At 56.5% G+C, this 26,584-nt stretch carries 26 protein-coding genes and 1 pseudogene; 14 read left to right on the top strand and 13 right to left on the bottom strand.

Annotation, left to right across the window (positions count from 1 at the left end; all coding sequences use genetic code 11):
- Window positions 1-581 precede the first annotated feature (581 nt).
- The 4 genes from AB3226_RS02660 to AB3226_RS02645 all read left to right on the top strand — a co-directional run bounded on the left by AB3226_RS02660 (window position 582) and on the right by AB3226_RS02645 (window position 2,497).
- Window positions 582-1,370, top strand: coding sequence for a DeoR/GlpR family DNA-binding transcription regulator (locus tag AB3226_RS02660; RefSeq protein ID WP_367371898.1), 789 nt, complete (start codon window positions 582-584; stop codon window positions 1,368-1,370).
- A 61-nt stretch (window positions 1,371-1,431) separates the two neighbouring features.
- Window positions 1,432-1,668 (top strand): hypothetical protein, encoded by a 237-nt coding sequence (locus AB3226_RS02655; RefSeq protein WP_258621651.1) that lies wholly within the window; start codon window positions 1,432-1,434, stop codon window positions 1,666-1,668.
- 124 nt (window positions 1,669-1,792) lie between these two features.
- On the top strand, window positions 1,793-2,029 hold the full coding sequence (locus AB3226_RS02650; RefSeq protein ID WP_008006269.1) for a hypothetical protein: 237 nt from the start codon (window positions 1,793-1,795) through the stop codon (window positions 2,027-2,029).
- A gap of 69 nt (window positions 2,030-2,098) precedes the next feature.
- Window positions 2,099-2,497, top strand: a complete 399-nt coding sequence (locus AB3226_RS02645; RefSeq protein WP_367371897.1) for a DUF5329 domain-containing protein — start codon at window positions 2,099-2,101, stop codon at window positions 2,495-2,497.
- A 15-nt stretch (window positions 2,498-2,512) separates the two neighbouring features.
- Here AB3226_RS02645 and chrA read toward each other — a convergent pair whose 3' ends face one another.
- Both chrA and AB3226_RS02635 read right to left on the bottom strand, forming a co-directional pair.
- A complete protein-coding gene (gene chrA, locus AB3226_RS02640) occupies window positions 2,513-3,871 on the bottom strand; it encodes a chromate efflux transporter (RefSeq protein ID WP_367371896.1) in 1,359 nt (452 codons plus the stop codon).
- Window positions 3,872-3,906: 35 nt separating this feature from the next.
- The gene (locus tag AB3226_RS02635; RefSeq protein WP_052963006.1) at window positions 3,907-4,758 is read right to left on the bottom strand and encodes a CAP domain-containing protein; all 852 of its coding nucleotides are present in this window, start codon (window positions 4,756-4,758) and stop codon (window positions 3,907-3,909) included.
- A gap of 189 nt (window positions 4,759-4,947) precedes the next feature.
- Here AB3226_RS02635 and AB3226_RS02630 point away from each other — a divergent pair, with 189 nt between their 5' ends.
- Both AB3226_RS02630 and AB3226_RS02625 read left to right on the top strand, forming a co-directional pair.
- Window positions 4,948-5,568 (top strand): cell wall hydrolase, encoded by a 621-nt coding sequence (locus tag AB3226_RS02630; protein ID WP_367371895.1) that lies wholly within the window; start codon window positions 4,948-4,950, stop codon window positions 5,566-5,568.
- A gap of 187 nt (window positions 5,569-5,755) precedes the next feature.
- A complete protein-coding gene (locus tag AB3226_RS02625) occupies window positions 5,756-7,657 on the top strand; it encodes a potassium transporter Kup (RefSeq protein WP_367371894.1) in 1,902 nt (633 codons plus the stop codon).
- A 154-nt stretch (window positions 7,658-7,811) separates the two neighbouring features.
- Here AB3226_RS02625 and AB3226_RS02620 read toward each other — a convergent pair whose 3' ends face one another.
- Window positions 7,812-8,882 carry an alkene reductase gene (locus AB3226_RS02620; RefSeq protein WP_367371893.1) on the bottom strand — a complete coding sequence of 357 codons (1,071 nt, stop codon included), beginning with the start codon at window positions 8,880-8,882 and terminating at the stop codon, window positions 7,812-7,814.
- 102 nt (window positions 8,883-8,984) lie between these two features.
- On the opposite strand from AB3226_RS02620, the gene AB3226_RS02615 reads away from it, so the two are divergent.
- The 4 genes from AB3226_RS02615 to AB3226_RS02600 all read left to right on the top strand — a co-directional run bounded on the left by AB3226_RS02615 (window position 8,985) and on the right by AB3226_RS02600 (window position 12,925).
- Window positions 8,985-9,866 carry a LysR family transcriptional regulator gene (locus AB3226_RS02615; protein ID WP_367375737.1) on the top strand — a complete coding sequence of 294 codons (882 nt, stop codon included), beginning with the start codon at window positions 8,985-8,987 and terminating at the stop codon, window positions 9,864-9,866.
- Window positions 9,867-10,105: 239 nt separating this feature from the next.
- Window positions 10,106-11,821 carry an amidase gene (locus tag AB3226_RS02610; RefSeq protein ID WP_367371892.1) on the top strand — a complete coding sequence of 572 codons (1,716 nt, stop codon included), beginning with the start codon at window positions 10,106-10,108 and terminating at the stop codon, window positions 11,819-11,821.
- A gap of 74 nt (window positions 11,822-11,895) precedes the next feature.
- The gene (locus AB3226_RS02605) at window positions 11,896-12,384 is read left to right on the top strand and encodes a GNAT family N-acetyltransferase (protein WP_367371891.1); all 489 of its coding nucleotides are present in this window, start codon (window positions 11,896-11,898) and stop codon (window positions 12,382-12,384) included.
- An 82-nt stretch (window positions 12,385-12,466) separates the two neighbouring features.
- A complete protein-coding gene (locus AB3226_RS02600) occupies window positions 12,467-12,925 on the top strand; it encodes a metallophosphoesterase family protein (protein WP_367371890.1) in 459 nt (152 codons plus the stop codon).
- A 240-nt stretch (window positions 12,926-13,165) separates the two neighbouring features.
- Here AB3226_RS02600 and AB3226_RS02595 read toward each other — a convergent pair whose 3' ends face one another.
- The 4 genes from AB3226_RS02595 to AB3226_RS02580 all read right to left on the bottom strand — a co-directional run bounded on the left by AB3226_RS02595 (window position 13,166) and on the right by AB3226_RS02580 (window position 17,099).
- Window positions 13,166-14,377 (bottom strand): hypothetical protein, encoded by a 1,212-nt coding sequence (locus tag AB3226_RS02595; RefSeq protein WP_367371889.1) that lies wholly within the window; start codon window positions 14,375-14,377, stop codon window positions 13,166-13,168.
- Window positions 14,378-14,753: 376 nt separating this feature from the next.
- Entirely contained in the window at window positions 14,754-15,623 is an 870-nt protein-coding gene (locus tag AB3226_RS02590; RefSeq protein ID WP_367371888.1) for a GyrI-like domain-containing protein, read from the bottom strand.
- 295 nt (window positions 15,624-15,918) lie between these two features.
- Window positions 15,919-16,362, bottom strand: a complete 444-nt coding sequence (locus AB3226_RS02585) for a DUF4124 domain-containing protein (RefSeq protein ID WP_367371887.1) — start codon at window positions 16,360-16,362, stop codon at window positions 15,919-15,921.
- A gap of 281 nt (window positions 16,363-16,643) precedes the next feature.
- On the bottom strand, window positions 16,644-17,099 hold the full coding sequence (locus AB3226_RS02580; protein WP_367371886.1) for a hypothetical protein: 456 nt from the start codon (window positions 17,097-17,099) through the stop codon (window positions 16,644-16,646).
- A gap of 68 nt (window positions 17,100-17,167) precedes the next feature.
- Here AB3226_RS02580 and AB3226_RS02575 point away from each other — a divergent pair.
- Together AB3226_RS02575 and fabV are read left to right on the top strand one after the other, a co-directional pair.
- Window positions 17,168-17,346 (top strand): annotated as a pseudogene (locus AB3226_RS02575) (integrase); the annotation flags it as partial.
- A gap of 212 nt (window positions 17,347-17,558) precedes the next feature.
- On the top strand, window positions 17,559-18,755 hold the full coding sequence (gene fabV, locus AB3226_RS02570) for an enoyl-ACP reductase FabV (RefSeq protein WP_367371885.1): 1,197 nt from the start codon (window positions 17,559-17,561) through the stop codon (window positions 18,753-18,755).
- Window positions 18,756-18,981: 226 nt separating this feature from the next.
- Here the strand turns inward: fabV and AB3226_RS02565 are convergent, their stop codons facing one another.
- Window positions 18,982-20,409 (bottom strand): GGDEF domain-containing protein, encoded by a 1,428-nt coding sequence (locus AB3226_RS02565; protein ID WP_367371884.1) that lies wholly within the window; start codon window positions 20,407-20,409, stop codon window positions 18,982-18,984.
- A gap of 593 nt (window positions 20,410-21,002) precedes the next feature.
- On the opposite strand from AB3226_RS02565, the gene AB3226_RS02560 reads away from it, so the two are divergent.
- Window positions 21,003-21,719, top strand: coding sequence for a class I SAM-dependent methyltransferase (locus AB3226_RS02560; RefSeq protein WP_367371883.1), 717 nt, complete (start codon window positions 21,003-21,005; stop codon window positions 21,717-21,719).
- A gap of 111 nt (window positions 21,720-21,830) precedes the next feature.
- Here AB3226_RS02560 and AB3226_RS02555 read toward each other — a convergent pair whose 3' ends face one another.
- Window positions 21,831-22,310, bottom strand: a complete 480-nt coding sequence (locus AB3226_RS02555) for a VOC family protein (RefSeq protein ID WP_123359826.1) — start codon at window positions 22,308-22,310, stop codon at window positions 21,831-21,833.
- 197 nt (window positions 22,311-22,507) lie between these two features.
- On the opposite strand from AB3226_RS02555, the gene AB3226_RS02550 reads away from it, so the two are divergent.
- The gene (locus AB3226_RS02550; protein ID WP_367371882.1) at window positions 22,508-22,807 is read left to right on the top strand and encodes a hypothetical protein; all 300 of its coding nucleotides are present in this window, start codon (window positions 22,508-22,510) and stop codon (window positions 22,805-22,807) included.
- 137 nt (window positions 22,808-22,944) lie between these two features.
- Here the strand turns inward: AB3226_RS02550 and AB3226_RS02545 are convergent, their stop codons facing one another.
- The 4 genes from AB3226_RS02545 to AB3226_RS02530 all read right to left on the bottom strand — a co-directional run bounded on the left by AB3226_RS02545 (window position 22,945) and on the right by AB3226_RS02530 (window position 26,572).
- A complete protein-coding gene (locus AB3226_RS02545) occupies window positions 22,945-23,463 on the bottom strand; it encodes an isochorismatase family protein (protein WP_367371881.1) in 519 nt (172 codons plus the stop codon).
- A gap of 274 nt (window positions 23,464-23,737) precedes the next feature.
- Window positions 23,738-24,664 carry a sugar ABC transporter substrate-binding protein gene (locus AB3226_RS02540; RefSeq protein ID WP_201060193.1) on the bottom strand — a complete coding sequence of 309 codons (927 nt, stop codon included), beginning with the start codon at window positions 24,662-24,664 and terminating at the stop codon, window positions 23,738-23,740.
- 100 nt (window positions 24,665-24,764) lie between these two features.
- Entirely contained in the window at window positions 24,765-25,553 is a 789-nt protein-coding gene (locus AB3226_RS02535) for a TIM barrel protein (protein WP_123359822.1), read from the bottom strand.
- Window positions 25,550-26,572, bottom strand: a complete 1,023-nt coding sequence (locus AB3226_RS02530) for a Gfo/Idh/MocA family oxidoreductase (RefSeq protein ID WP_367371880.1) — start codon at window positions 26,570-26,572, stop codon at window positions 25,550-25,552. Before AB3226_RS02530 ends, AB3226_RS02535 begins: the two co-directional genes overlap by 4 nt.
- Between the last annotated feature and the right edge of the window lie 12 nt (window positions 26,573-26,584).

Below are 26,584 nucleotides of genomic sequence, written 5' to 3'. Positions count from 1 at the left end.
GTCATTTCCTTAGAAAAGAATCGGTCTAAAAACCCCGACCCAGGCCTCGAACGATTTGCTATTCTGAAGCTGTAGGTGAAGACGCAGACTGATGCGCAAAGGGATAGCGAGGAAGCGTGGGGCGCGCTCCCAAGGGTACACGGTTAGAAAGATCTCCGCGCTGAGATCCAGCCCTTATGCCGTGTGAGGCAGAACAGCCTAAAGCAAAAAATCCTGTTCTGTGAGAGGCCCGATAAACCTTGTAAGCCAGAGACCAGCGCTGGCCACCTACATCGATTTTCAAAGCCCGCCTTGTGCGGGCTTTTTCGTGTTTGCGAGTCGGTGAAACCATTTCAACCACGACGCGTTCGTTGTAGCAGGTGCCGAAGGCTGCGTTCGGCTAGCACAACCCATGTGGGAGCGGGCTTGCCCGCGATGGCGGTTGCACATCCACCATTGATGTCGTCTGACACACCGCCTTCGCGGGCAAGCCCGCTCCCACAGGTTCTGCGCCTGGCATAAGCCTGCATTCTTCTGCTGCCGGTTGTGCTCATCCCGGTGTTTGGCTAATCTCGCACAAACACGCAAAAACAGGCATAACCATGCAAGCCGAGCATTCCAACGCCGAACTCCCGCAGCTACGCCGTCAGAAAATCCTGCTGATCCTGGAACGCGACGGTAAGGTCATGGCTTCCGAATTGAGCCAGCATTTCGCCGTGTCCGAGGACACCATCCGCCGGGATCTGTCGGAACTGGCCAGCGCCGGGCTGGTGCAGCGGGTGCATGGCGGGGCGTTGCCGCGGCCCAAAGACACGGGCAAGGACTACTTCACTCGGGTCGGCGAAACCGATGAAGTGAAAACCCGGCTGGCCCAACTCGCCGCACGCCGGGTCAAAAACGGCCAGATCGTGATTTTCGATTCCGGCAGCACCACGCTGCAAATCGCGCGCTCGCTGCCCGCAGACATCTGCATCACGGCCATTACCGCGTCGCCGATGATCGCGATTACCTTGGCTGAATACACTGGCATCACAGTGATTGTCGCCGGTGGTCAGCTCAATCCCGCGACGATGTCTTCCGGCGGCCACGAAGCGCTGCGGCTGATCGAGAGCATCAAGGCCGACCTGGTGTTCACCGGGGTTTGCGCCATTCATCCGGAAGTCGGCATCAGCTCGCTGCATTTCGATGAGGTGCCGGTGAAACAGGCGATGCTCGCCAGCGCTTTTCATGTGATTGCCGTCACCACCGCAGACAAACTGGGGGCGGTGGAGCCCTTCGTTGTTGCGCCTTGCAACCGCGTGCACACCCTGATCACCGAGCGTCACGTGGCCTCGGGCAATGTCGAGGATTATCAAAAACTGGGGATCGAGGTGGTGCAGATAGACGCTTGAGCGTCATCGCGGTCAGCGCTGCATGGGTTACGCTGATAGCTACGACGGGAGGAATGCAGTCATGACTGAGCGCCATATGATCCACTCGGAAACGCTATCGAACGGATGCACGATCAAGGTCAAGGCCGAGATATTGAGAGACGGTTCGCTGGGGATGTTCATCGGTGTTTACTGGCCGGACGGCTCGGCCATCGTTGAGGACAACCATCCGTCGCCGCATCAGATGGACATGGAAGCTGCGATGGAGTGGGCCATCGAAAAAGCCAAAACCATCGGCAATAGCCAAAGAACGCTCTAAGGCCCTGCGATAACGGAATCATTGATTGGCTGGAAGGTCGTAGTTATGGGTTTGAACGCACTGCGATTTATTTCGCGGGAAGCGTCACCTCATCCCCGCAGCTCTGACCTTTTAGGACGTTCAAATGAAGCGCACCGCGATAATGACCCTGGCCATTGCAAGTACCCTCCTGCTGGGAGGTTGCTTTCCTCACTGGGAAGATGACGACAGGTACGATCGGGATCACCGTCGTGAATACCGTCGGGACCATGACCGAGGCTATGACCAACGTGATGATCGAGGGTATGACCGCGATTACGACCGTCGTGATGATCGCCGTCGTTACCGCGATCGGGACCGTGACGACCGCGACGACGATTGATACTTGCCCGTCAGCCTTCAGAGCGGGTACCACCGCTCTGATCTGCCGTCAGTCATGCGAGGAATCACTATGGGAATTCTGCCTGGAGGTTTCGCTCGGCGCCTCAGCCATTGGCTGATCGCGACGGGTATCGGCCTGACTGCTATGGCGCTCGATGCCCAGGCGCAAACCCCACCTCAAGCCACTCAGGAAATAAACAGCTTGCTGGACTTTGTCGAGCACAGTGAGTGCCGGTTTGTGCGTAATGGAAGCGAATACCCGGGCGCTGAGGCCCGGGTACATCTGCAGAAGAAGCTGAAGTATCTTGAAGACCGGAACAAGGTAAACAGCGCAGAGGACTTCATCGATCTGGCGGCCAGCCAAAGCAGTATGAGTGGCCGCGCCTATGAAGTGCGTTGTCCGGCAGGCGTACAATCGGCCAGCTTCTGGCTGAAGACTGAGCTACAGAGGCAACGGCAAAGTCATTGATTCCCTCTTGATGGGCTAGCGCAGCAGATGCACCGCCAGTCCAATCAGCCCGCATCCCATCAACACCTCGATTACCCCCCGCTTGAAGCGGAACAACGCAATGGCCGCCGCAATGGCGATCAGCGCCGAAGGCCAGTCGAGTTGACCGCCGAAGCCGTTGGGCCAGAGCACGTGGTAGCCGAAGAAACACGCCAGATTAAGAATCACGCCGACCACTGCCGCAGTAATCGCGGTCAGCGGCGCGGTGAGCCTGAGTTCGTTGTGCGTCGATTCCACCAACGGGCCGCCGGCGAGAATGAACAGGAACGAAGGCAGGAAGGTGAACCAGGTCACCAGCGTGGCGGCGAGGGCGCCGGCCAGGAACACATGATCGGGGCCGAACACCTGCTGAATATAGGCGCCGACAAAACCGACGAAAGCCACCACCATGATCAGCGGTCCTGGAGTCGTTTCGCCGAGTGCCAGGCCATCGATCATCTGCGTGGGTGTCAGCCAGCCATAGTGGCCGACGGCGCCTTGATACACATAGGGCAGCACGGCATACGCGCCGCCGAACGTCAGCAACGCCGCTTTGGTAAAGAACCAGGCCATTTGAGTGAGGGTGCCTTCCCAGCCAAACAGCGCGGTGAGAATACCCATCGGCAAGACCCACAAAACAGCACCCACCAGCAACAGGCGCAGCAATTTAAAACTGCTGAAGCGGGCGTGTTCGGGAGGCGGGGTATCGTCGTCGATCAACGCCGGGCCGAAGGATTTTTTCGCAGCGCCGTGGCCCCCGGTCTGGAACCTTTCAGGTGCCAGACGTCCGCCGACATAACCGATGATGGCCGCGCCCAGCACAATCAACGGGAACGGCACATTGAACACGAAGATGGCCGTGAATGACGCTGCGGCGATTCCCCACAGCCAGTTGTTCTTCAGGGCCCGCGAGCCGATCCGGTGGGCTGCCTGCACCACAATGGCGGTCACGGCAGGCTTGATCCCATAAAAAAGACCGGCCACCGCCGGCACTTCGCCAAAGGCGATGTACACCCAGGACAACACGATCAGGATGAACAGCGAAGGCAGCACAAACAGCGCGCCGGCGATCAGGCCGCCCCATGTGCGGTGCATCAGCCAGCCGATGTAGGTCGCCAGCTGCTGAGCCTCGGGGCCAGGCAGCAACATGCAGTAGTTGAGGGCATGCAGAAAGCGCCGTTCCGAGATCCAGCGTCGGCGCTCCACCAATTCCTGGTGCATGATCGAAATCTGTCCGGCCGGCCCGCCGAAACTGATGAAGCCGAGCTTCAGCCAGAACAGAAACGCTTCCCGCAGACTGATGGCCGCAGGCTTCGACAGGTCCTGCTCGACGGTCGAAGAGGGGGCTTTATTCAAATGGCGATTCCTTTTTCAACTGTCGATTCAAGCCTTCACGGCGTACCAAACATCGCCGTCCAGTAAATGCCCGCATCACTCTTCGGGTCCACTGCATAAGCTGCCCCCAACTCACGAAATTGTGGGTTCATCAGGTTGGCGCAATGGCCCGGGCTGGCCAGCCAGCCATCGACCACCTTGCGCACGGTGTCTTGCCCGGCGGCGATGTTCTCGCCGACCTGCTGGCCGGCATAACCCGCCAGTTCAGCCCGATCACCCGGCGTGCGACCATCGCGGTCCTTGTGATCGAAATAGTTATTGTTGGCCATGGCCCGGCTGTGGGTCTCGGCCGCGGAACCCAGCGTGGCGTTCCAGGCCAGCGGCGTCGTGGCGGTAAAGGCTTGGGTGCCGCACTGGCGCGTCTGAGCGCGAGCGCTGTTCATCGCTTCAAGCAGTTTCTGTCCCTCCGCCTGCCAGTCGCCCAGACGCCCGGTCAACAGCGGACGCGCCAGCACAATGCGCCATTCACGGCCATCGCGGCTGACGCCGATGTCGACGAATTGCGGGTCCAGCACCACTTGGCAGAAACTCTCCTGAATCGCCTTCATGGCGGACGGCGCATCACGCGGGCCGGACAAGCTGATCGCCTGCACATTGACCATCGGATAAGCCGCGCGGGCCAGTGCCTGCTGCAAGTCGCCGATGCTGTTGGCGGACAGGACCAGACGCGGATCGCTCGCCAGCGGCGGCAACTCCGAAGATGCCTGACCACCGCAGCGCTGCGCCTGGCTGCGGTAAACGTTGATCGACTCGACCAGTTGCGTTTCATCGGCCGCCGACGCGGCGACGCTGAACACCAGCCCGAATGACAACACGGCAAGATGCAAAACGGATGACAGGCTGCGCATGAAAATCTCCCTTGAACGGACTGCATCCATGATGCGCGATTTCACCCCTCCGGACGCAATGCCTTTTTGCGCCGAGACGCGTTTATTGTCAGACGGCTGGAATGACTTGCGACGACTACAATCACAGCAGGTCAGCGCTACAACATCGCCATTTCATTGCCCAAGCCAGTGTCATCGGAAGGATCGATCATGCGATTAAAATGGGTACTCACCTGCTTCGCAATCATCCTTCTGTGCGGCCAGGTATTGGCCGCTGACCAAGAGAAAAAACAGGAAGTGGCCGAAGACAAGGCGCAGGTCCTGGAGGAGAAAGCCGCCGAGAAGGACGGCGAACTTCCGGTGCCCAAGTCCGCGGTCATCACCCCGTCCGAAGCGCAGGCGGTCGATCCGGCAGGCGCAGCCCCTCTGGACGATGCAATCACCTGCTTTGCACGCAGCATCTATTGGGAAGCCAAAGGTGTGGCACCTGCCAACATGGAAGCTGTCGCCAACGTGGTCATGAACCGGCTCGGCCATGGTGGGTTTCCCGATACGGTGTGCGCCGTGGTCAAGCAAGGTTCTGAAACGGGCTCCTGCCAGTTTTCGTGGTGGTGCGACGGACGTGCGGATCAGGTAAAGGAAGACGACGAATATGCCCTCGCCAAGGAAATCGCGCGCAAGGCACTCAACAAGCAACTCACGGACCGCACCCATGGTGCTTTGTATTTCCACGACAGAACGGTAAAGCCCGCCTGGGCAAAGAAATACACCAGGACGGCCGAGACCCGGAAGTTTCTTTTCTATAAGCCTGGTGGCGGGAAGGCGCAGTAGGTGCGAATCGCTCGATGAGCATTGGAGGAGGGCGCTGCCGGTAGAATTTTACGGTTTTTTTACGGTGGATGTTCTTCCCCACAACGATACTTGCCGCGTTTCTTGATCATCAATAAAGCCTGCGATCCTTCGTCCCCCAGCTGACTTGAGGTCAATTCCTTTTCCTTCCGTTTCAGAGAAGCTACCCGTGAGCGAAACAACGACCCCTGCCCATGAAGAATCCCATTCCAGAACCTCGGGAGTGGGTTTGCTCGTCGCCGCAGTGGGTGTGGTTTATGGGGATATCGGCACCAGCCCTCTTTACACCCTCAAAGAAGTGTTCGCCGGTCACTACGGAGTCCAGGCTAATCACGACGGTGTACTGGGCGTTCTGTCGTTGATCTTCTGGTCACTGATCTGGGTCGTCTCGATCAAGTACGTGCTGTTTATCCTGCGCGCCGACAACCAGGGCGAGGGGGGCATCATGGCCTTGACGGCCCTGGCACGTCGGGCCGCGGCGCCGTTTCCTAAAATGAGCAGGGTTCTGGTACTGCTTGGCTTGTTTGGCGCGGCACTTTTTTACGGCGACAGCATGATCACCCCGGCCATCTCGGTGCTCTCAGCGGTTGAAGGGCTACAGCTTGCGTTCGATGGCATCGAACATTGGGTGGTGCCGCTGTCCGTGGTTGTCCTGGTAGCACTGTTCCTGATACAGAAACATGGCACGGCGCGTATCGGCATCCTGTTCGGCCCGGTCATGGTGCTGTGGTTTGTGGTGTTGGGTGCACTCGGCATTTACGGCATCTTGCAACGGCCGGAGGTTCTGCAAGCGCTGAATCCTGCGTGGGCGGTGCAATTTTTCGTGGTTCATCCGGGCATCGGCGTCGCCATTCTGGGCGCCGTCGTGTTGGCATTGACCGGTGCTGAAGCACTGTATGCCGATATGGGCCATTTTGGTCGCAAACCCATTGCTCGTGCCTGGTTCATCCTGGTGCTCCCCGGCCTGGTACTCAACTACTTTGGCCAGGGCGCGCTGATCCTCGGGAACCCGGAAGCGGTGCGTAATCCGTTCTATCTATTGGCACCTGACTGGGCGCTGCTGCCGATGGTCGCGCTCTCGACACTGGCCACCATCATCGCCTCCCAAGCCGTGATTTCCGGTGCGTTCTCACTGACTCGCCAGGCTATTCAGCTGGGTTATGTGCCTCGTATGTTTATCCAGCACACCTCCAGTCAGGAGCAGGGGCAGATTTATATCGGCATGGTGAACTGGGCGCTGATGGTCGGCGTCGTGTTGCTGGTCATCGGCTTTGAATCGTCCAGTGCGCTGGCGGCGGCTTATGGCGTGGCGGTGACGGGGACCATGCTGATTACGACCATTCTGTCCTCGGCTGTCGTATTGCTGCTGTGGAAAACACCTCGTTGGCTGGCCATTCCGATGCTGTTGGGTTTTCTCGTGGTGGACAGCCTGTACTTCGCCGCCAACGCTCCGAAAATTTTCCAGGGCGGTGCATTCCCGGTGATCGCCGGTATTGCCCTGTTCATTTTGATGACCACCTGGAAGCGGGGCCGAAAGATCATTGTCGAGCGACTGGACGAAACCTCGCTGCCGCTGCCGTTGTTCATCAGCAGCATCGGCTCGCAGCCACCCCATCGTGTGCAGGGTACCGCGGTATTTCTGACGGCCAGGGCTGATGCGGTTCCTCATGCGCTCTTGCATAACCTGTTGCATAACCAGGTACTACACGAGCAGGTGGTGTTGCTTACCGTAGTGTCTGAAGACAGCCCGCGTGTGGCTGCGGATCGGCGATTCGAAGTCGAGGCTTATGGTGAAGGGTTCTTTCGAGTGAGTCTGCACTTCGGTTTTATCGAGGAGCCCGACGTACCTCTGGCGTTGAGCCTGTGCCATTTGAAAGAGCTGGATTTCAGTCCAATGCGCACCACGTATTTCCTTAGCCGGGAGACGGTCATCCCGACCAAGCGTATCGGCATGGCCCGTTGGCGCGAAACCCTGTTCGCGTTTTTGCTGAAGAACGCCAACAGCAACCTCAAATACTTCAAGTTGCCGCTCAATCGCGTGATAGAGCTGGGCACGCAGGTTGAGATGTAGACGGCAACAGTCAGTCAAACGCACCTCCATGTGGGAGCGGGCTTGCCCGCGATTAGGGAGTGTCAGTCGAAATTAATGTTGGCTGACACACCGCTATCGCGGGCAAGCCCGCTCCCACAGGTTTTGCACCAGATTTTTAGCCTTGCAGCGCCACTCAGGCGCTTTGAGCCGAGCTCATGGCCGGGTAATCGATATACCCCTGAGCGCCCGGTGCGTAAAACGTGTCTTTGTCCGGCACATTAAGCTCGGCACCTGTGCGAAAACGCTCGGGCAGGTCGGGGTTGGCGAGGAATGCGTTGCCAAACACCACCGCGTCGGCCTGGCCCCCGGCGATCAGCGATTCGGCGGAGCGTTGATCGAGCCCGCCACCGATCAGGTAGCTGCCATCGAACAGGGGACGCAACAAGGCGTGGTAATCGACGCTGGCGCCGAACAGGGCAACGTGCAGATAGGCGAGATTCAGCCCGCGCAATTGCTCGACCAGATGGGTGTAGGTTTCTTGCGGGTTGGCATCGACGATGTCGTTGAAGTGCATTTCAGGGGAGAGCTTGATGCCGACGCGATCACTGCCAATTTCCGTCGCTATGGCGTTCAACACCTCCACTACAAAGCGAACACGGTTTTCAACCGATCCACCGTACTCATCGGTGCGCTGATTGCTGCCCGTCGAGAGAAACTGTTCAGGCAGATACCCCGACGCGCCATGCAGCTCGACACCGTCGAAACCGGCCTCGATGGCCAGGCGAGCGGCCTGACGGTAGCCCTCGATAACCGCGGCAATCTCGACCACGCTCAGTGCCTTTGGGGTAACGAAGTCCTGAAGGCCTGTGGCTGTCCAGGTCTGGCCGGCGGGTTTGATCGCGGAGGGGGCCTGTGGCAGGGCGCCGTCAGGCAACAGCGAAGGGTGCGAAATGCGTCCGCAATGCATCAGCTGCATGAAGATCCGCCCACCGCGAGCATGTACGGCTTCGGTAACCTGCTTCCAGGCGGCCACTTGTTCGGCGGTTTCGATACCGGGAGTGCGCAGGTAACCCTGGCCAAGGGCTGCAGGAAACACCCCTTCAGAGATAATCAGCCCGGCACCGGCGCGCTGCGCATAGTAAGTCGGCACCAGCTCGGTAGGCACCCCGGCGTCATCGGAACGCGAACGCGTCATCGGGGCCATGACCATGCGGTTGGACAGTGTAAGGCGACCGATCTGGACTTGAGAAAAAAGCGAATGCATTGCGGTACTCCTCAGGAAACGATGTGGCTATCATTGATCAATCCGAATTCGGGATAAACCTGGTAAAACGGAATTGACTGATCCACTGATGGAGCAATGACATTGGAGTTTCTCAACGACATGGCGCTGTTCGTCGAAGTCGTGAAGGCGCGCAGTTTTCGCCGTGCGGCCGAGGCGATGGGGATGCCGAACTCGACACTGTCGCGCCGGATAAGTGGCCTCGAGAAGGAAATCGGGTTAAGGCTTTTACATCGCACCACGCGCAAAATCGAGCTGACCGAGGCGGGGCAGTTGTACTTCGATCGCTGCAAACGCATCGTCGACGAAGCCCGGCTCGCGCACGAGCAGCTCGGCGAAATGCTTGCCCAGCCCAGCGGTGTACTGCGGGCTTCACTGCCGGTGGATTTCGCCAATATCTACCTGGCACCGCTGATTGCGGAGTTTGCGCAGTTGTATCCCGGTATCAACTTCGAGTTTGATCTGACTCCACGCCAGGTCGATCTGGTGAGTGAGCCGGTCGATGTGGTCATTCGCATGGGCGAGCCAGCGAGTTCGAACCTGATTGCCCGTAAGCTCGCCAGTTTGCGCCGCTACCTGTATGCCTCGCCCCGTTATCTCGAACTTCACGGTGAGCCGATTCATCCCGCGGACTTGGTCAGCCACGAATGCCTGCGTATGCGCGGCACGCGCGCCGACCGCTGGATACTCTCCGGCAGTGAAGGGGAGGTGGAGGTTGAGGTTGCCGGTCGATTCGAACTCAACAGCGTGGGAATGATTCGACGTCTGGCGACTCTGGATCTGGGGATCGCGTTATTGGGGGAAGGTATCGTTGCGCAAGACATCGCCGATGGCACGCTGCGCAGAGTCCTGCCGCAGTGGCAGGCTTCACCCGTCTCGGTTTACGCCCTCACCGAGACGCGGCTGTTGCCGGCGAAAACCCAGCGGTTTATCGAGTTTCTGCGTGAGCGGCTTCAGGATGCGTAGCATTTCAGGGCTGTTTATGGGGTGGGCTCTTTCTTTAATTTTATGCAAAATCACGGGTACGACGTACTTGGTCGCAGATACTGCATCAAGCGCCCCGAAATAAAGATGTTGAGCCCATATTGTGAATAATCGACCGCGCTGATGCAGTGCAACGAGAACCGATATGAAAACCCCTTTTGAGATAAGTGATGCCTTTGAGTCCAAGATCCAGTCACCCATCAGCCGCCGACGGTAACAGCATGATCGAAGTCACCGAGGTTTCCATTGCCCAATTGCGTGCTGCGCTCGAATCGGGCCAGACGACGGCGGTTGAACTGGTCCAGGCCTATCTCGCCAGGATCGATGCCTACGACGGCCCGGACACGCCCACCGCCCTCAACGCAGTGGTGGTTCGCAACCCCGATGCGCTCAAGGAAGCGCAGGCGTCCGATGCCCGTCGGGCCAAGGGCGAAACGCTGGGGCCGCTTGATGGCATTCCCTATACGGCCAAGGACAGTTATCTGGTGAAGGGGCTTACCGCAGCCTCCGGAAGCCCCGCCTTCGCGAACCTGATTGCTTATCGCGATGCGTTCACCATCGAACGGCTTCGTGCCGCCGGCGCGATCTGCCTGGGCAAGACCAATATGCCGCCCATGGCGAACGGCGGCATGCAGCGCGGGGTCTATGGCCGTGCCGAGAGCCCGTACAACGCTGACTATCTCACCGCCCCTTTCGCCTCGGGTTCATCGAACGGCGCCGGTACGGCAACCGCCGCCAGTTTCGCAGCCTTCGGCCTGGCCGAAGAGACTTGGTCGAGCGGCCGAGGGCCTGCCTCGAACAATGGTTTGTGTGCCTATACGCCTTCGCGCGGGGTGATCTCGGTGCGCGGCAACTGGCCGTTGACGCCGACCATGGACGTTGTCGTGCCGTTTGCCAGAACCATGGCGGACTTGCTCGAAGTGCTCGACGTGGTGGTGGCGGATGATCCCGACACACGAGGCGATCTGTGGCGGATGCAACCTTGGGTGCCCATCCCGAGTGTCGCCTCGGTGCGTCCCGCTTCCTATGGGTCGCTTGCCGCGAACACCGATGCCCTCGCCGGAAAGCGCTTCGGCGTTCCTCGTATGTACATCAATGCGGATCCCGATGCAGGCACCAGCGATGCGCCTGGTATCGGCGGTCCGACGGGCCAGCGAATCAACACCCGTCCCTCGGTTATCGGGCTCTGGGAAGAGGCTCGCAAGGCACTCGAAGCCTTTGGTGCCGAAGTGATCGAGGTCGACTTCCCGCTGGTCTCCAATTGCGAGGGTGATCGCCCTGGAGCACCGACGGTGTTTAACCGCGGCCTGGTGTCCAAAGAGTTCCTCCATCATGAGTTATGGGATCTGACGGCTTGGGCGTTCGACGATTTTCTGCAGGCCAACGGCGATCCAAAACTCAATCGCCTGGTCGATGTGAACGGACCGCTGATTTTCCCGCACGACCCGGGGACACTGCCCAACCGTGAGGGCGACCTTGCCGCTGGCATGGACGAATATGTACGGATGGCCGAGCGCGGCATCACCCCTTGGGACCAGATCACCACGGTGCCGGACGGACTTCGCGGCCTTGAGCAGACGCGCCGGATTGATCTTGAAGAGTGGATGGACCGGCTGGGGCTCGACGCGGTGATCTTCCCGACGGTGGCCGACGTCGGGCCGGCGAATGCCGATGTCGATCCGAAGTCTGCGGACATCGCATGGAGTAACGGTGTCTGGGTCGCCAACGGCAATCTCGCCATCCGCCACTTGGGTGTTCCCACGGTCACGGTGCCAATGGGTGTCATGCCAGACATCGGCATGCCCGTCGGGCTGACCTTTGCCGGTCGTGCTTATGACGACTCGACGCTGCTTCGCTTGGCTTCGGCGTTTGAGTCGACGGGGACGAAGCGATTGATTCCGCCTCGAACCCCACCATTGTCGGGTGGCCAGAAATAGGAAGGCCGGGATTGGGGCAGAACACGCTCCAATCCCGCTTGGTTAGCGGTAAACATAGACCTCAAGGACGCGCGATGATATTGCAACACAGGCCAGTGAAGGCTGATGACATCAAAACTATTTGTAGCTTTCCCCTTGATGCTCGGGAACTGTTTTATATGTTTCCGAAAGCTCAATACCCGCTGACTGAAGCTCAGCTGTCTAACGCTATTACTCAACGATTCGACTCGACGGTTGTCGAGAGCGGGAATAGCGTCGTCGGCTTTGCTAACTTTTATCGGGCTGAAACGGGTGGGGTTTGCTGTATCGGCAATGTCATCGTTGCCCAAGAGGCACGAGGTAAAGGTGTGGCGACCTTCATCGTGGAGACAATGACAGCTCTGGCGTTCAATCGCTACGACGCCACAGAGGTCCAGATCTCATGCTTCAATGAAAACACAGCAGGCTTGCTGCTTTATCCAAAACTGGGCTTCTTGCCCTTTGCTGTTGAAGAACGATCTTCTCTGGATAGTCGTAGATCAGCACTCATCCATATGACCCGCAGCAGAGCGGGCCGACCATAATACTCACCTTGAAAGCCCGGTATTCAGTCGGCTGCGTTGGTTCTGGTGAATTCCCATACTTGAGCCCGGTCTGGAGCTTTGCATGAAAGTTGGCGTGATCTCCGATACCCATGGCTTACTGCGCGCCGAAGCCCTTGCTGCCCTGGAGGGGTGTGAATGGATCATTCATGCCGGAGACATCGGCAAGCTCGAAATCCTTGATCAACTGGCGTCTATTGCCCCACTGCATGTAGTACGCGGGAACAATGATCTGGACGCCCCTTGGGCAGCAAATATCGCCGACCGACTATGTTTCGACCTGAATGGATGGCAGACCTTGCTGGTACACGACATTGCCGATGTCCCTGCCGTGCTTGATGCAGACATAAGGCTGGTGATCACCGGCCATTCGCATAAGCCACGCATAGAATGGCGCGGCGAACGGCTATACCTCAACCCCGGCAGCGCTGGCCGGCGGCGCTTCAAACTACCGGTGACGCTGGCTCTACTTGAGGTGCTTACGTGCTCGATTGAGCCGCGTCTGGTTTCGCTATTGGAATGACATTCCTCTGGATGCTCTAGGCAAGGAATGCAGTTTCATCTCATACAGCTTTGCAGCGAGAACATTAAGCCTGGATAGCAGTCATCTGAACTGCATTGATCGACAGGAATGCCACCCGCCAATCCTACACACTATCGCGAAAGACATGCTGAAATCTTAATACGCATTACGCCCAATAATATTCAAAGCAGCGGAGCGTGCCCGCTGCGTTTTTAGTTCTCCTATGGATATCGGAGACCTTCATTCGTCCATTGCTTTTTCTGGCGCTGCCTCTACCTTGTTTTTAGGTTGATAGAGTCTCGGCGCACCTGTATATCCGGTACGTGAAGTGGCATTGCCAGTCGCTCCTTGTAACTTTGCATTTTCCTCTTTTAGCCATTCGTCCATTGCTCTTTCTTGCTCTACTGATACGTTGATTTGAGGGGTGGCTATATATCCACTGCCGTCATAACTTGGCTCGTCGTTTTTAACGGTGCCATCCTTCAAATACTCCGTTGAACTAGCAATTCCTCTTAAATCACTATCGTCTTTTTTAGTTTCAGTCGCGGCCTGGCTTGAGTTCTGACTGACAGAATTTTCACTCGATTTAACGATGTTTGCGGTGGGGGTATCACTAGTAGTGTTAGATTCCAGGGGAGGTGTGGCGGGAGCAGAGACGGTGTCTACTCTAATCTTTGATTTATTTTTCTTCCCCGATTTATTACTATTTTTTTGAATTTTCTTCGTCGTTGAAAAAGCAGAGTTTAGTTCTTTTTTATTCTTGTTGATGAGGTTGTCAATCGGAACATAACTAATAATTTGCTTGGGCTTTTTTTTGATGTTCGAATTATAAAACTTCACTTGCTTTTGTGTCAGCTGAATATCAGCAATAGGCGGCAATCGAATGAGCCCAACAATCGCCTCGCGAGCAATTGCATAGGTGAGTTGATCAAAGCTGTAAAAAGAACTATTGCTGGATTTTGGTATGGTAGGGGACAGTGCCATTATTTCAATGGCGCTCTCATGCTTGGAGAGTATTTTTCCTGCCACTAAATCTTTATATGTGTAAACAACATTGCACTTCGATCGAATTCCACCCCATGCGTTGCTTATAGACACTGAAGATACTTCTGCGCTTATTTCAATGCGGCCACTGTAAATTCCAAATTCGATAAAACGATCACTGTTATGAATTTCTTTCTGGGTCGCATTCTTGATAACATTCCCCCAGTTTGAAATTTGTAATTCGTCCGAAAAATTGTTGTCTATATTTACATTTTCTTTGGTTTTTATTTCTGCAGGAAGCACAATGGTATCTATATTGTATGCAAAGTCATAATAGTCAATATCAGGAACTATGCTCTTGTCTCTTTCGCTTGAGATTTCTGAATAATTTCTTATGTTGGCGCAACTCGTAACTCCGAAAAAGCTAAAAGCCAGCACGAGTAAAGCCGTTATTTTTTTTATCGACATGTTACTCTCCTATAATTATTGATTAAGGGCTTGCTTTGTCGCTGACGCATAACAGTGATTAGAGCGAGTTCGGCGATAACGAAATAATAGTGGTCTCTAGATAACTCTGCGCTACCCATTCCGACTTTTTTTAAAAATCCATATAAATCATTGGCCTATATTTCACGCCCAACACCTCAGCTGTAATCGCGCGACTTCTTTTTTTTGGCGTCAATATAAATAGTCGATGACAGAACGCGATCAATAGGGGGCGAAGAGACTGAATGTAACCTTTGGCTTTGGGAGGCCGATTCCTGCCTGTCATGACTGGCCGAAATCCACAACCCTGAGCGGACACTCGTCGATATCAGCTCAGGGTCGAAAGCTGCTTGCTCCGCTATTGCAGCGGAACATATACATCAGTTTGCCATTGATCCTGCGGTGTCTCGGGATAGACGCTCAGGTAATGAAAGAACAGTGGCTGGTCACGAAGTTCCTCTCCACTGGCGGGAAGCCAATCGCGGTAAATCGGATAGATCGTTTCGCCAATGTGATCCGGTGACCCCGCGTGTCGCACCACGACGTAGCGACCGCCAGGAATGACGATCTCGTGCACACCGAACTCATTCGGCGCTACCGCCTCGTGAATCTCGCCGCAAATGGCGAAGCGGAATGCTTGTGGCGGTGTCGTATCGGGGTTGCCATAGGGAATGCCAAAGGTGCGACTCGATGCCACCGGCGACTGTCCGCTCTGCATACGCCACTCGATGAACTTGCGCACGCTCTCATTGACGAGCCCGGCTGGCCCGCAGTGCTCAAGCGTTGCTACCCTGACTTCAGGGAATTCCACGATTCGTACTTGCATGATGATAGTCCTGGAAAAGTGAGGGATTGCGAATACCGCATTCCAGACCTGCCAGTTCGGTTCCCTCCTGAACGCACTCGGCGTCATACCGAACGCCCGCCTGAACGCCCTGCAAAATGCCTCGGGACTTTCAAAGCCGGCACCGAGTGCGGCGTCCAATACCGAGTGATCAGCGGAGGCGGCCAGGCGATGTGCCGCGCGCCGTAGCCGCATCAGTTGCACATAACGTGAGACAGGCACGCCTGCGAACGCGGTGAATTGTCGATGGAAGTGAAACGCCGAAAAGTTCGCCACTTGGCTCAACGTCTTCACCGACAGGTCACCTTCGAGATGGGCATCAATGTAGGCGAGTACGGCGTTGAAGCGTTTTGTGTAAGCGAAGTTGATCGGCATGTCAGACACTGGGGAAAAACTCCTGGAAGTACGGTCGGCAATAGAATCGACTATAGCGGTGTGAACGCGCCTAGCCGCGTTTGCTCAAGGCACGTTTTGGGTTGGCCAGTGCGATCTCTTCCAAAGCGATGTAAAGGTCGAGGGCATTCCAGGTGTCACTTCTGGCCGATTTCTGCCTGTGACGAAAAGCTGCTTCGACCATGGACTGAAATAGCGGTATCACTTGTTCGCTAGATAGGCGCTTGAGCAGCGCGCGAAGTCCGGTCACGCGAGACCATCAATTCAAACTCGTCATTCAAAACAATTAGTGTTGGTAGTAAAGTTCTCGAGCCTCCTCTCTCAGACGCATCGATTTTTCGTGGTTGGTTTCGCTACCCTTATTTTTGATCACCGTCACGCCAGGGATTTTCGGTTTCAGACTGTCGAGATACTCCTCCTGAGCCCTTAAACGTCGCTTGATACGACCATCCCTTGTATCTTCATCGGCGGAATCTTGGACTACGGTCGGCGAGTTATGAGGCGAATCCGAATCCACGCTTTGGGTTTTCCGTTGCCCAGAAGATGGTTTGATGGGCCCCCCCATGTTGTTGATTTTCAGCTCTTGTAATTCTGCACTCCCGTTTGCGGTTCCGCATCCGGAGTTCGAGAAAACCACACGACCATCCGGGGTCGTGCATTTGTACACATCCGCAGCTTGGACGATGGTGGTACAAAGGGCCGCGAGTGCCAAGTGCGAAGTCCATTTCATGATGCAACCCCCCAGAAGGCTGGGCGACACTGCAAACTGCTGTGACGCTTCCCATTTCTGAGCTTAATCGTAAAAAGTACAGTGACATTAATGATAGCCGCAATGGTCAAGATTGCTGCCGGGCGCGCGCTCTATTATCGGAAAGGGAGAGACGGGCTTCGAAGACTGACCAGCCCCTCGGCTGGTAGCTGCCCGTCAGGGAGGGGTGCAATATGGCCCATGGTTGCCCGTTGCAAAGGTCTGCAATCGATCCCGCTTTAGTAGTGCAGTTAAATCACCTTTTAGATCCCCGCCGCATCGTTGATAGCCGCCTCATATGCATGCTTCTCAAATGTGAAGGGGCCAACGCCTTCTATGATTAAAGGCTCTTCATAACCGTTCTCGTAAGCAAAGGAATCCCACGTAAAGCAGTCATCGTTTTGGCGAACATGCACCGAGTAGGAACCACACCCAATGTCGCCGCACTCGGGGCAAATGTAGAGGAGGATACGACCACTTTCTGTTTCAGCGTGTTCGCATAAAAGCAGGCGAGAGTTAGACAGGTTGTTTGGCTCCGGAAAGCCTTTGACGAAACAGCCCATATAGTCTGAATGATCACCAGCAGCTGTGATGAGAGCATTGAGCAATGAGCGTTCGTCAATTAGAAAATCGATGGAGCATCGTTCGGCCACGGTGCAGCCATTTGAGCAGCTCCCCGGACGAAACAACTGTTGAAATGTGAGGGAGCTGGTGTCCATTCTCGCGACCATTTTATGCACTGAATGTGCGTGAGATTACCGAAGAGAGGTTGCCGATGCAGGACACACCAACCATGTACGGTACCCACACGCTACGGAAAACCAAGGTATCGCTAATCTATCGCGGACGAAGAACCTGAGAGCAGTGCGACTCCTGCTTGGCCGTACGAAGCTTGAATGTACCGTCAGATACCTGGGGATCGAGGTCGATGACGCCCTGGAAATGGCGGAACAGACGGACGTCTGACCACCCACTGCAACGGTCGAGGCTAGACCGTCGCAGTCTCTTGCCAGGCTCGAGGTCGGCCAATGCCATATGACCAGAAGGAAGGATTTGTTCAAGCATTGCTTGGCGAGGCACCAATCGCTGCAGATCTTCCATCGTGACGTTCCAGCTTTCCAAGCGTCTATAACTTTGTAGCCAAGGTTGGCTCTCATCCTGGAAGAGGGAGAACTTTTATGATCATTGAACCGCGCGTTCGCGGCTTTGTCTGTGTGACTACCCATCCCACTGGCTGCGAAGCCAACGTCAAGAATCAGATCGATTACGTTACTACGAAAGGATTGATCACCGGAGGGCCAAAGAGCGTACTCGTGATCGGTGCATCGACCGGATACGGACTTGCTGCGCGGATAACGGCAGCTTTTGGTTGTGGCGCCAGCACTCTCGGTGTGTTTTTCGAACGTGAAGGCGATGAGGGCAAGCTCGGCACCGCCGGCTGGTACAACACAGCGGCCTTTCACACGTTTGCCGAGTCCGACGGCCTCTACGCCAAGAGCATCAACGGCGATGCTTTTTCCGATGAGATCAAACAGAAGACTATCGACGTTATCAAGCGCGACTTCGGGAAGGTCGACCTGGTTGTTTACAGTCTTGCCGCACCGCGCCGGACACACCCCAAGACGGGTGAAGTATTCAGTTCTACCCTCAAGCCGCTCGACAAGGCCGTGACCTTGCGGGGTCTGGATACTGATAAGGAAGTGGTCAAGGACACCACGCTACAACCCGCGACCCAAAGCGAAATCGATGGCACGGTGGCCGTGATGGGCGGCGAAGACTGGCAGATGTGGATCGATGCCCTGCACGAAGCGGGTGTTTTGGCTGATGGGGCGAAAACGACCGCGTTCACTTACCTGGGCGAAAAACTGACTCATGACATCTACTGGAATGGCTCCATTGGTGCGGCCAAGAAGGACCTGGATCAGAAAGTCCTTGGTATCCGTGAACGGTTGGCTGTGCTGGGGGGCGATGCGCGGGTCTCGGTATTGAAAGCGGTGGTTACCCAGGCAAGTTCAGCTATCCCGATCATGCCGCTGTATCTGTCATTGTTGTTTAAAGTCATGAAAGCGCAGGGCACACACGAGGGGTGTATCGAGCAGGTCTACGCGCTCTACAAAGACAGCTTGTACGGCCATTCTCCAGTTATGGATCAAGAGGGTCGCCTGCGCGCGGACTACAAGGAGCTGGCTCCCGAAATCCAGAATCGCGTCAAGCAACTCTGGGATCAGGTCAGCAATGACAACCTTTATGAACTTACTGACTTTGTCGGTTACAAGACGGAGTTCCTGCGTCTCTTCGGTTTCGGGATCGAAGGGGTGGACTACGAGGCTGAGGTCGATCCGGACGTCAAGATCTCCAACCTGGTTCAGGCTTAGGTCGCAAGTGTGGAAAGCTGCCTCGACGCCTCTGAGGCAGTTGCTGTCGTGGAGGGCTGTAAATGGATGTCTGCTTCTGGCCGATTTCTGCCTGTCATGAAGGGCAGCTATCGAACCTATGGGGACATTGAGACTGAGCGACGGCGCTTGCCTATGCCCACCAGAAAACCATAGCGCCCAATGCTGTGGCGCAATGCCGACGCTTTCAGAGACTTCGAGATGATGGTCAGGGCAGAGGCTGGAGGCTGGTTTTGATGGTAGTGACCACGCGGTTACGGCCTTCGTGTTTAGCGTGATATAGGCGTTGATCGGCTGCACGCAGAATTGCCTCGATGGTGTCGCCGTCGCGACCAAATTGCGATACGCCGATGCTTACTGTGACCACGGTTAACCGCTGCAGGCCATGAAAAGAATTATTTGCAACGGTGCTTCGCAGACGCTCGGCAATTACGTGCGCGCCTTCAAGTGAAGTCTGAGGTAGCAGTATCATGAATTCTTCTCCGCCTACTCGGGCTACGCCGTCATACGGCCGGATGGAATCGAGGCATTTATCCACGAAACTCTTCAGGATGTCATCGCCAACCTGATGCCCGAAGCGATCGTTGATGGACTTGAAATTATCCAGATCGAGTGCCAACACGGAGAACGGCTCACCGCCGCGCTTGGCCCGACCAATTTCGATTTCGACCCGCTCCATGAACCGACGCCGATTATCAGCGCCAGTCAGTGGATCGGTCGCCGCAAGGTGCCCGAGTTCTTGATTGGTGCGCTGGAGCTCCTGCAGGGCGTTCTCGGTATACGCCATCGCTTCGGCAAGACGCACCATCAACTCCTCTTGGCTGTAAATCTTCGAGAACGACCGCGTGGTGAGGAACGCTTGCACTACCCCATAGCTCAACATGAAGAATCCACCGGCGAAGATCGCATGAGCGAGCCACCACATGTGGTTCCACGGACGGGCAAGGATGAAGGCAAGAGATGACAGCGCAAACGCAGTAACCGAGATGACAAAAATCATCATCAGCGGCGAACGGATACGACGCAGCAGGAGCATTGCCACGGTCAACGTGGAAAGAACGAGGGCACCACCTTCCATCGAGAGCCGCACCGCGAGGTTACCGGCGATCGGCGAATTTGCGACGTACGCCACTGCCACGTCAACCAGCAGGAATAGTCCTATCCAGGTCAGCCACGGGCGGGACTTCATTCGTTGGTCCGCGGCATCAGGTGGGCGGTGGTACGACAGCATTCCAACTAACAGCAGAGTCGCCATGACCAGTCGAGAGGCCGGACCATAAAGCAGGAAGAGCCAGATATTGTGGTGTGCGAGCCCGGTGAACACACCATGCAACGCGTAGATCAGCACAAAACCGAGAAAGCCAAGCGTCATCCAGCGCAGCAGCGGGTCTCCCGATGACTGATAGCAGCGCCACGTTACGTACGTCACAAACAATCCTTCCAAGGTGGCTGCCGCGATCGCAATGATATGGAACAGGTGGTTCTCGAATATAAGTGTGGGGTCTTGAAAGACGTATAAGTAGCCAATCAAAAAGGCCGGAACAAACGCAAATCCGACGAGCAGCAAGTAGGCGTAAACCTTGACCATGACGCGAACGGCTTCAGGTGGCTCGCCGCTGGCGATGAGATTGCTCATGGTTCCCTCCAAGTTCAAATCCATTTAGCCAACACCGGTCCGGTGTTGACTCCAAAGCCACCTACATGCCAACGGTCCCTCGCATCATTACGCAGATATGGGATGGAACCGATCTATGGCATTTCAATTTTAGACTCCCTACCAATTTCTGCTGCAGAAGCAGGTAAAAATGTTCACGCGAGCGCAACAAACGAATAACGAATGTCTCGTTATTCTCATCGACCAAGGGTTAGCTGTCCTTTCTCAAAATCAGGTGGACACCATGGCTGGACAGCGGAGTTAGCTAGATGACTTTGCCGGACGCATACAGGTAATTGCCCCAGTCTCGCTAGACATAGGAAGATGTCTGATGGGGCAGCTTTGGGTTGTGGATTTCGGTCAGTCGTGAGAGGCAGGAATTGGCCGATAGCGGTCTGTCAGGAAGAGCTGCAACCGACCCAAAGCTAACTGTCGCCACAAGGCTGAATCAGCTTAAACAGACGAGAAAAATGGTTGGGCTATATATTCCTTACGGGAATGCAATACATAAAATTAATGAATTTTTATTATTGCTGGGTATGACGTAGCTTGATTCAAGGACATGGAGAACCGCCTTGAAATCATACCCTCTCAACGCTGCTGAAAAATTTGATACCTCACGAGCCAATGAGTACGGACGACAGAGCCGTATTGCACTAGCCGGATATGACGCTTGCCAAGACTTGGCGGCGTGCATGCTGGCGGCAAGCCTTGGCAATACAAGCATGGCAAAAATACTGGTAGTTGGCGCTGGGGGCACGGCGCAGGAGATTATTGCTATGGCCAAGCTTGAGCCGGGTTGGCGCTTCACTGCCGTTGATCCATCCGAGCCGATGCTGGAGGCAGCAAAGCAGCAGTTAGAGGCGAACAACTTGCTTGAAAGAACGACCATGCATCTTGGGCATGTTGAAGACCTGGCAGCAGACGAATCATACGACGCAGCCACCTTGATCGGTGTACTCCATCATCTCGATGGGGATGATACCAAGCGACAAATTTTACGATCCATTCGGGCTCATCTAAAACCGGGTGCACCGCTGATTGTCGCGGGGAATCAATATGCTTATGCCAGCCAGCCGTTACTGCTTGCTGCCTGGGGGCAACGGTGGCGGCAGCATGGAGCCAGCCCGGATGAAGTGAAGGTCAAGCTTGGGAAAATCCTTCAAGGTGCGGACCCTCCACACTCCGAGGCGGCGGTTCAAAAGCTGTTGCATGACGCCGGATTTGGGGACGCCACCCGTTTCTTCAGCAGTCTTTTCTGGGGGGCGTGGTTGACGTGCAAAGCGGCCTGAACATGGAGGCTTTTTGGCCGATATCTGCCGGTTACAGTTTTTCAGTCCCGTACCCGGCTTCAGCACCGGCCACATCCGATAGGTCCAGCGCCTAACCCCAGGCACCGCTGGTTAACCCTTCAGAGCCGCTTCGATCGCAGCGATGTCGATCTTTATCATCCCCATCATGGCGTCGAACGCGCGCTTGGCCGCCGCTCGATCAGGATCGGTTATTGCAGCTGTCAGAACGCGTGGGGTGATTTGCCATGACAGTCCCCACTTGTCCTTGCACCAGCCGCATGCACTTTCCTGGCCGCCGTTTTTGACAATCGCGTTCCACAAGCGGTCTGTTTCGGCTTGGTCGTCGGTCGCAACCTGGAACGAGAAAGCCTCGTTGTGCTTGAACGCCGAACCCCCGTTCAGTCCAAGGCAAGGAATGCCCATCACCGTGAACTCGACCGTCAAGACATCGCCCTGTTTGCCCGCCGGATAATCGCCCGGTGCGTGAAAGACAGCTCCCACAGCGCTGTCCGGGAACGTCTCGGCATAGAACGTCGCAGCATCCAGCGCGGTGCCGTCGTACCAGAGACAAATCGTGTTTTTGCTGATCATCTCGGTTCTCCAAAATAGGGACTGATGCATACATTTTAGTAGCGTAGGCAACCGGGTTATTTTGGCAACTTGCGGAGGGTGGCTGGCCAGCGCAAATCAGTCCGCTGAACGGAGCCAAGGGCAGGCACAACACCGTCTAATCTGAGTAGTACACGAGCACAAACGTGGCTCATGCCTCTTGCTACAGGGGAAACGGGATGACCGGAACAACAGCGTGCCAATGCTCGTCATGGGTCCTACTCTCCCTGTTAGTCATCAACCTGGCGCTGACGGCGGGATGTTCAAGCAAGGCTGCCACGGCGCGTTATTCGGCCTCAAACACAGGTTCAAGCTGCTATGCAAAAGCGCTCCCCACCGCTGGCGAAGGTGGCCTGGCTTGGGGCTCTACCTTGAGCATGGCGCGCGAAAAATCCCTGGCTAATTGCATACGCTATGCCGGCCGATCCGGTGGCACGCCGGATACCTGCCACGTGGTTTTGTCGGAGTGCAAAAATTAGAAAATGGCTCGTTAGATGGAACGAGCGAGTAATGTCAGGCCCGATATCCGACACGCTCGGCCTGACACGCGGTTCAAGCGGAAACGACGCCGACGAAGGATAGATCGACCCAGTCTGAGCCGATCTATCAACGTTGGTCAGAAGTGCCAGTTCTCAGCGTGAACGACACGACAGAATGGGCCCGCCAGGGTTGCATTGTGATGAGCGACGATATTTTCGGCCGTCAACGCAGGGGTGTAGGTGCAGGTATGACCGTCGGCGATCAGCACTGCATCGAACCCAAGATCTCGTGCGGCGCGACAGGTGCTGTCGACACAATACTGGGTCTTCATTCCGGCAATAACCACACCTTGAGATCCACAAGCTTTTAACCGATCGGCCAGATCAGTCATGGCGAAAGCGTTGGGTCGGCTTTTTTCGAAGATCACTTCGTCGCCTTGTAGCAGCAGTTCCTGCACCAGTTGTGTCAACGGGCTCGCAGGCTCGATAGGCGAGCCAGGCGGACCCACATGGCGAGCCAGGAAAACTGGCGCGTCTGCCTTCCGGGCTTTGCTCAGCAGGCTATTCAAGGTATTTAACAGCGCTTCGCCAGCCCAGGGTTTATCCGGGCCATGAAACAATCCAACCTGCATATCGAGAATCAACAGTGCATGCATAGTGCTTTTCCTTGCGTTTGGACCAGTGACACAAGGGCAAAAGAAAAGGCCCTCTCCATCACTGGCGGGCCTTTGAAGTTCGTGCGTTATTGGCTCACGACACCTCTCACGACCCGCCCTGGGCGGTCGTGGTTGTGGTGGTCGAGGCAATGCGTGGTTGATTCATGAAGCTGACAGTATCTGCACGGTGCCTGGTTGGCAAGGGCGCGTATCCGTGCGCCAAACATCGTGATGCCACGGGTCGCTTTGAGGAGTAGGCCGCAACCGTTTGACGCTATTTATAATGCTGCTCAAACACCGCTACCTGCTCCGGCGTGATCAGCTGAAAGGGCACCCAGACATCCGTTTCGACCGGCTCCCCTTTGATCATTTTGATGGCCGCTTGCAGCGCGCTGGTCGCCTGCGCTTTGGGGTCTTGAAAGACCGAGGCTACGAGCATTCCGCGCTTGATGGCCGCGAGGCCGTCAGGCAGGCCGTCGATGCCGACAATTGCAATTTCGCCCTTGGCTTTGCCAGCTTGCTGCAGTGCCATGGCGGCGCCGATGGCCATCTCGTCATTGTTGGCAACGATGGCATCGAAGCCGGTGCCGGCCAGCAGCCAGTTGCTGGTCAGGTCCATCCCTTTATTGCGCTGCCACTCGGCACTTTGTTGTTCGACGATCTTGATCCCGGGATAGTCCTTGAGCACCTGTTTGACGCCTTCGGTGCGGTCGTGCGTGGAGTTTTGCGCCAGGTCGCCCATGATGATTGCGATGTTGCCTTTGCCCGCCATTTTGTCAGCCAGGTAGCGCATTTGCAGTTGCCCGGCCTCAACGTCGTTGGACGCCACCGTGACTACGCCTTTGGGCAAGACGCGTTCGTCCGGATGGCGGTTGACGTAGACCAGCGGTATTTTCGCTTCGACGGCGGCGCGCGTCATGTTGGCGGTGGCGGCGGTGTCCACGGGCAGGACGATGACGGCATCCACCTTCTGGCCGAGAAAGCCCTGAATCTGATTGAGCTGGCGAACCACATCGCCTTGGGCATCCTCGAACTGGATCTGGACGTTCTCCTTCTTGGCGGCATCTTCCAGGCCGCTGCGCACATAGGTCATGAAGTTGTCGTCAACCCTGGCAATGCTGACACCGATGCGATAGCTGGCGGCGGCCCATTGGCTGAAGAGGAATAACAGCGTGGCAAAAAGCAGTGTGCAGCGACGCATGATGGTTTTTCCTTTTTTGTTATGAGTTGAAATTCATCAAGATCAAACGTGAGGGTTTCTGGCGCTCTCTGAATCAAACCCGCCGAGAGCGCCAGCGTCATCAATCCAGCGTGAAGGCTTGCCGAAAGCGTTCAAGTGCCGCTTCGCTGTCGCCGCTGGCCCAGCCCTCCAGCCCGACGACACCGGTGTATCCCATGCGGAACAAGGCTTTGGCAATGGCCGGATAATGGATTTCGCCGGTGCCGGGTTCCATGCGGCCGGGGACATCAGCGACCTGGATTTCCCCGATGGCGCTGCCGGCGCGCTGGATCAGTTCGATCAGGTTTCCTTCGCCGATCTGGGCATGGTAAAGGTCCAGGTTCATCTTCAAATGAGGGCTGCCCACGGCCTCGATCAGCGCCAAGGTATCGTCGGCGCGAGCGAAGGGCGTGCCGGGGTGGTCCACCTCGGTATTGAGGTTTTCCAGCAAGAATACCCGGCCTGCGTCTTCTCCCAGGCGAGCGATTTTTTCCAGGGTCTTACAGGCGCTCAGCCACATGCGTCCGGTGGTGTGGGCCACGGGTTTGACCGGCAGGCCTTGGTCACCCAAACCGGTGCCATGCAGGTTGAGGCTCGGGCAATTCAGTTGTGCAGCGACGGCCAGCGATTCTCGTGCGCTGTCGAGCAGGTGCTGGATGTCTTCGGGGTCGGTCAGGTTGCCCGAGATGTAGCCGGTCATCGAGGTGAAGTCAGCGCCCGTGGCGACAAGGGCCGCAATGTCTTTCTTCGTCCAGTCCCAGAGTTCCGCGCTAAAACCCAGCGCGTGGATGCGTTTGACGCGCTCTGTGAACGGCAAGTCGAGGAAGACCATCTCGGCACTGATCGCCAGTTTGAACGGTGTGAAACTCATGAATGGGCTCCTTGCACGCGCACAGGTTTGCCCTGCTGAAAGGACTCGATACACGCGCGGGCAATGGCCAGTGCCGCCCGGGCATCTTCACCGCTGGCGAGTGGTTTTCCGCCGGTGCGCAGGCAGTCGACAAAGTGATTGAGCTCGGCCACATAGGCATCACGCAGCAGGTCGGTGTCCATGCGTTGGGTGTCGGCCTGGATGCCATTGGCCAGATAGCGCACCAGGTCAGAGTCATTGAGGCTGCCCATGGTCAGCATGCCGGCGCTGCCGAACACTTCCCCTCGAACATCGTAGCCATACACGGCCTGGAAATTGGCCTCGGCCGTCGCGATGGCACCGTTGTCGAAACGGATCGTGACCACTGCGGTGTCGAGGAAGCCCTTGGCCTTGTAGTCCGGTGCGATCAGGGCATCGGCCATGACAAAAACTTCGACCGCTTCTGCGCCGGGATTGAGGTAGCGCAGGGTATCGAAGTCATGGATCAGGGTTTCGAGGAAAATCACCCACTGCGGTGAGGCCGCCGGATTGTTCAACGCCGGGTCGCGGGTCAGCGAGCGCAGCAGTTGCGGCGTACCGATACGGCCGGCGACCACGTCCAGATGGGCAGCCCTGAAGCTTTTGGCAAAGCGGCGGTTGAAGCCGACCTGTAGCGGCACGCGCGCATCGGCAGCTGCGGCGATGGCGCGGTCGGCCTCGTCGAGGGTGATGGCCATGGGTTTTTCACAAAACACGCCTTTGCCGGCGCGGGCCGCACTGATCACCAGTTCGGCATGGCTGCGGGCGGGGGCGGCGATCAAGACAGCGTCGATTTCCGGGTCATCGAGCAGTTGCTGTGGATCGGTATAGACCCGTTGCACACCCAACTCTGCGGCCAGGCGGGCGGCTTGACCGGGTGTAGGGTCGGCGATGGCGGCCAGGCAGGCGCCGGGAATGTGTCTGGCGGCAGTCAGGCCGTGAAAGCTGCCCATGCGGCCGGCACCGATGAGACCCAGGCGGATGATCTTGGACGTACTCATGAAATGACTCCC

Source organism: Pseudomonas lini (genome assembly GCF_964063345.1).
Taxonomy (GTDB): domain Bacteria; phylum Pseudomonadota; class Gammaproteobacteria; order Pseudomonadales; family Pseudomonadaceae; genus Aquipseudomonas; species Aquipseudomonas lini_B.
The sequence above is the reverse complement of the archived record's forward strand: the minus strand, read 5'-3'. Positions and strand labels throughout refer to the sequence as shown.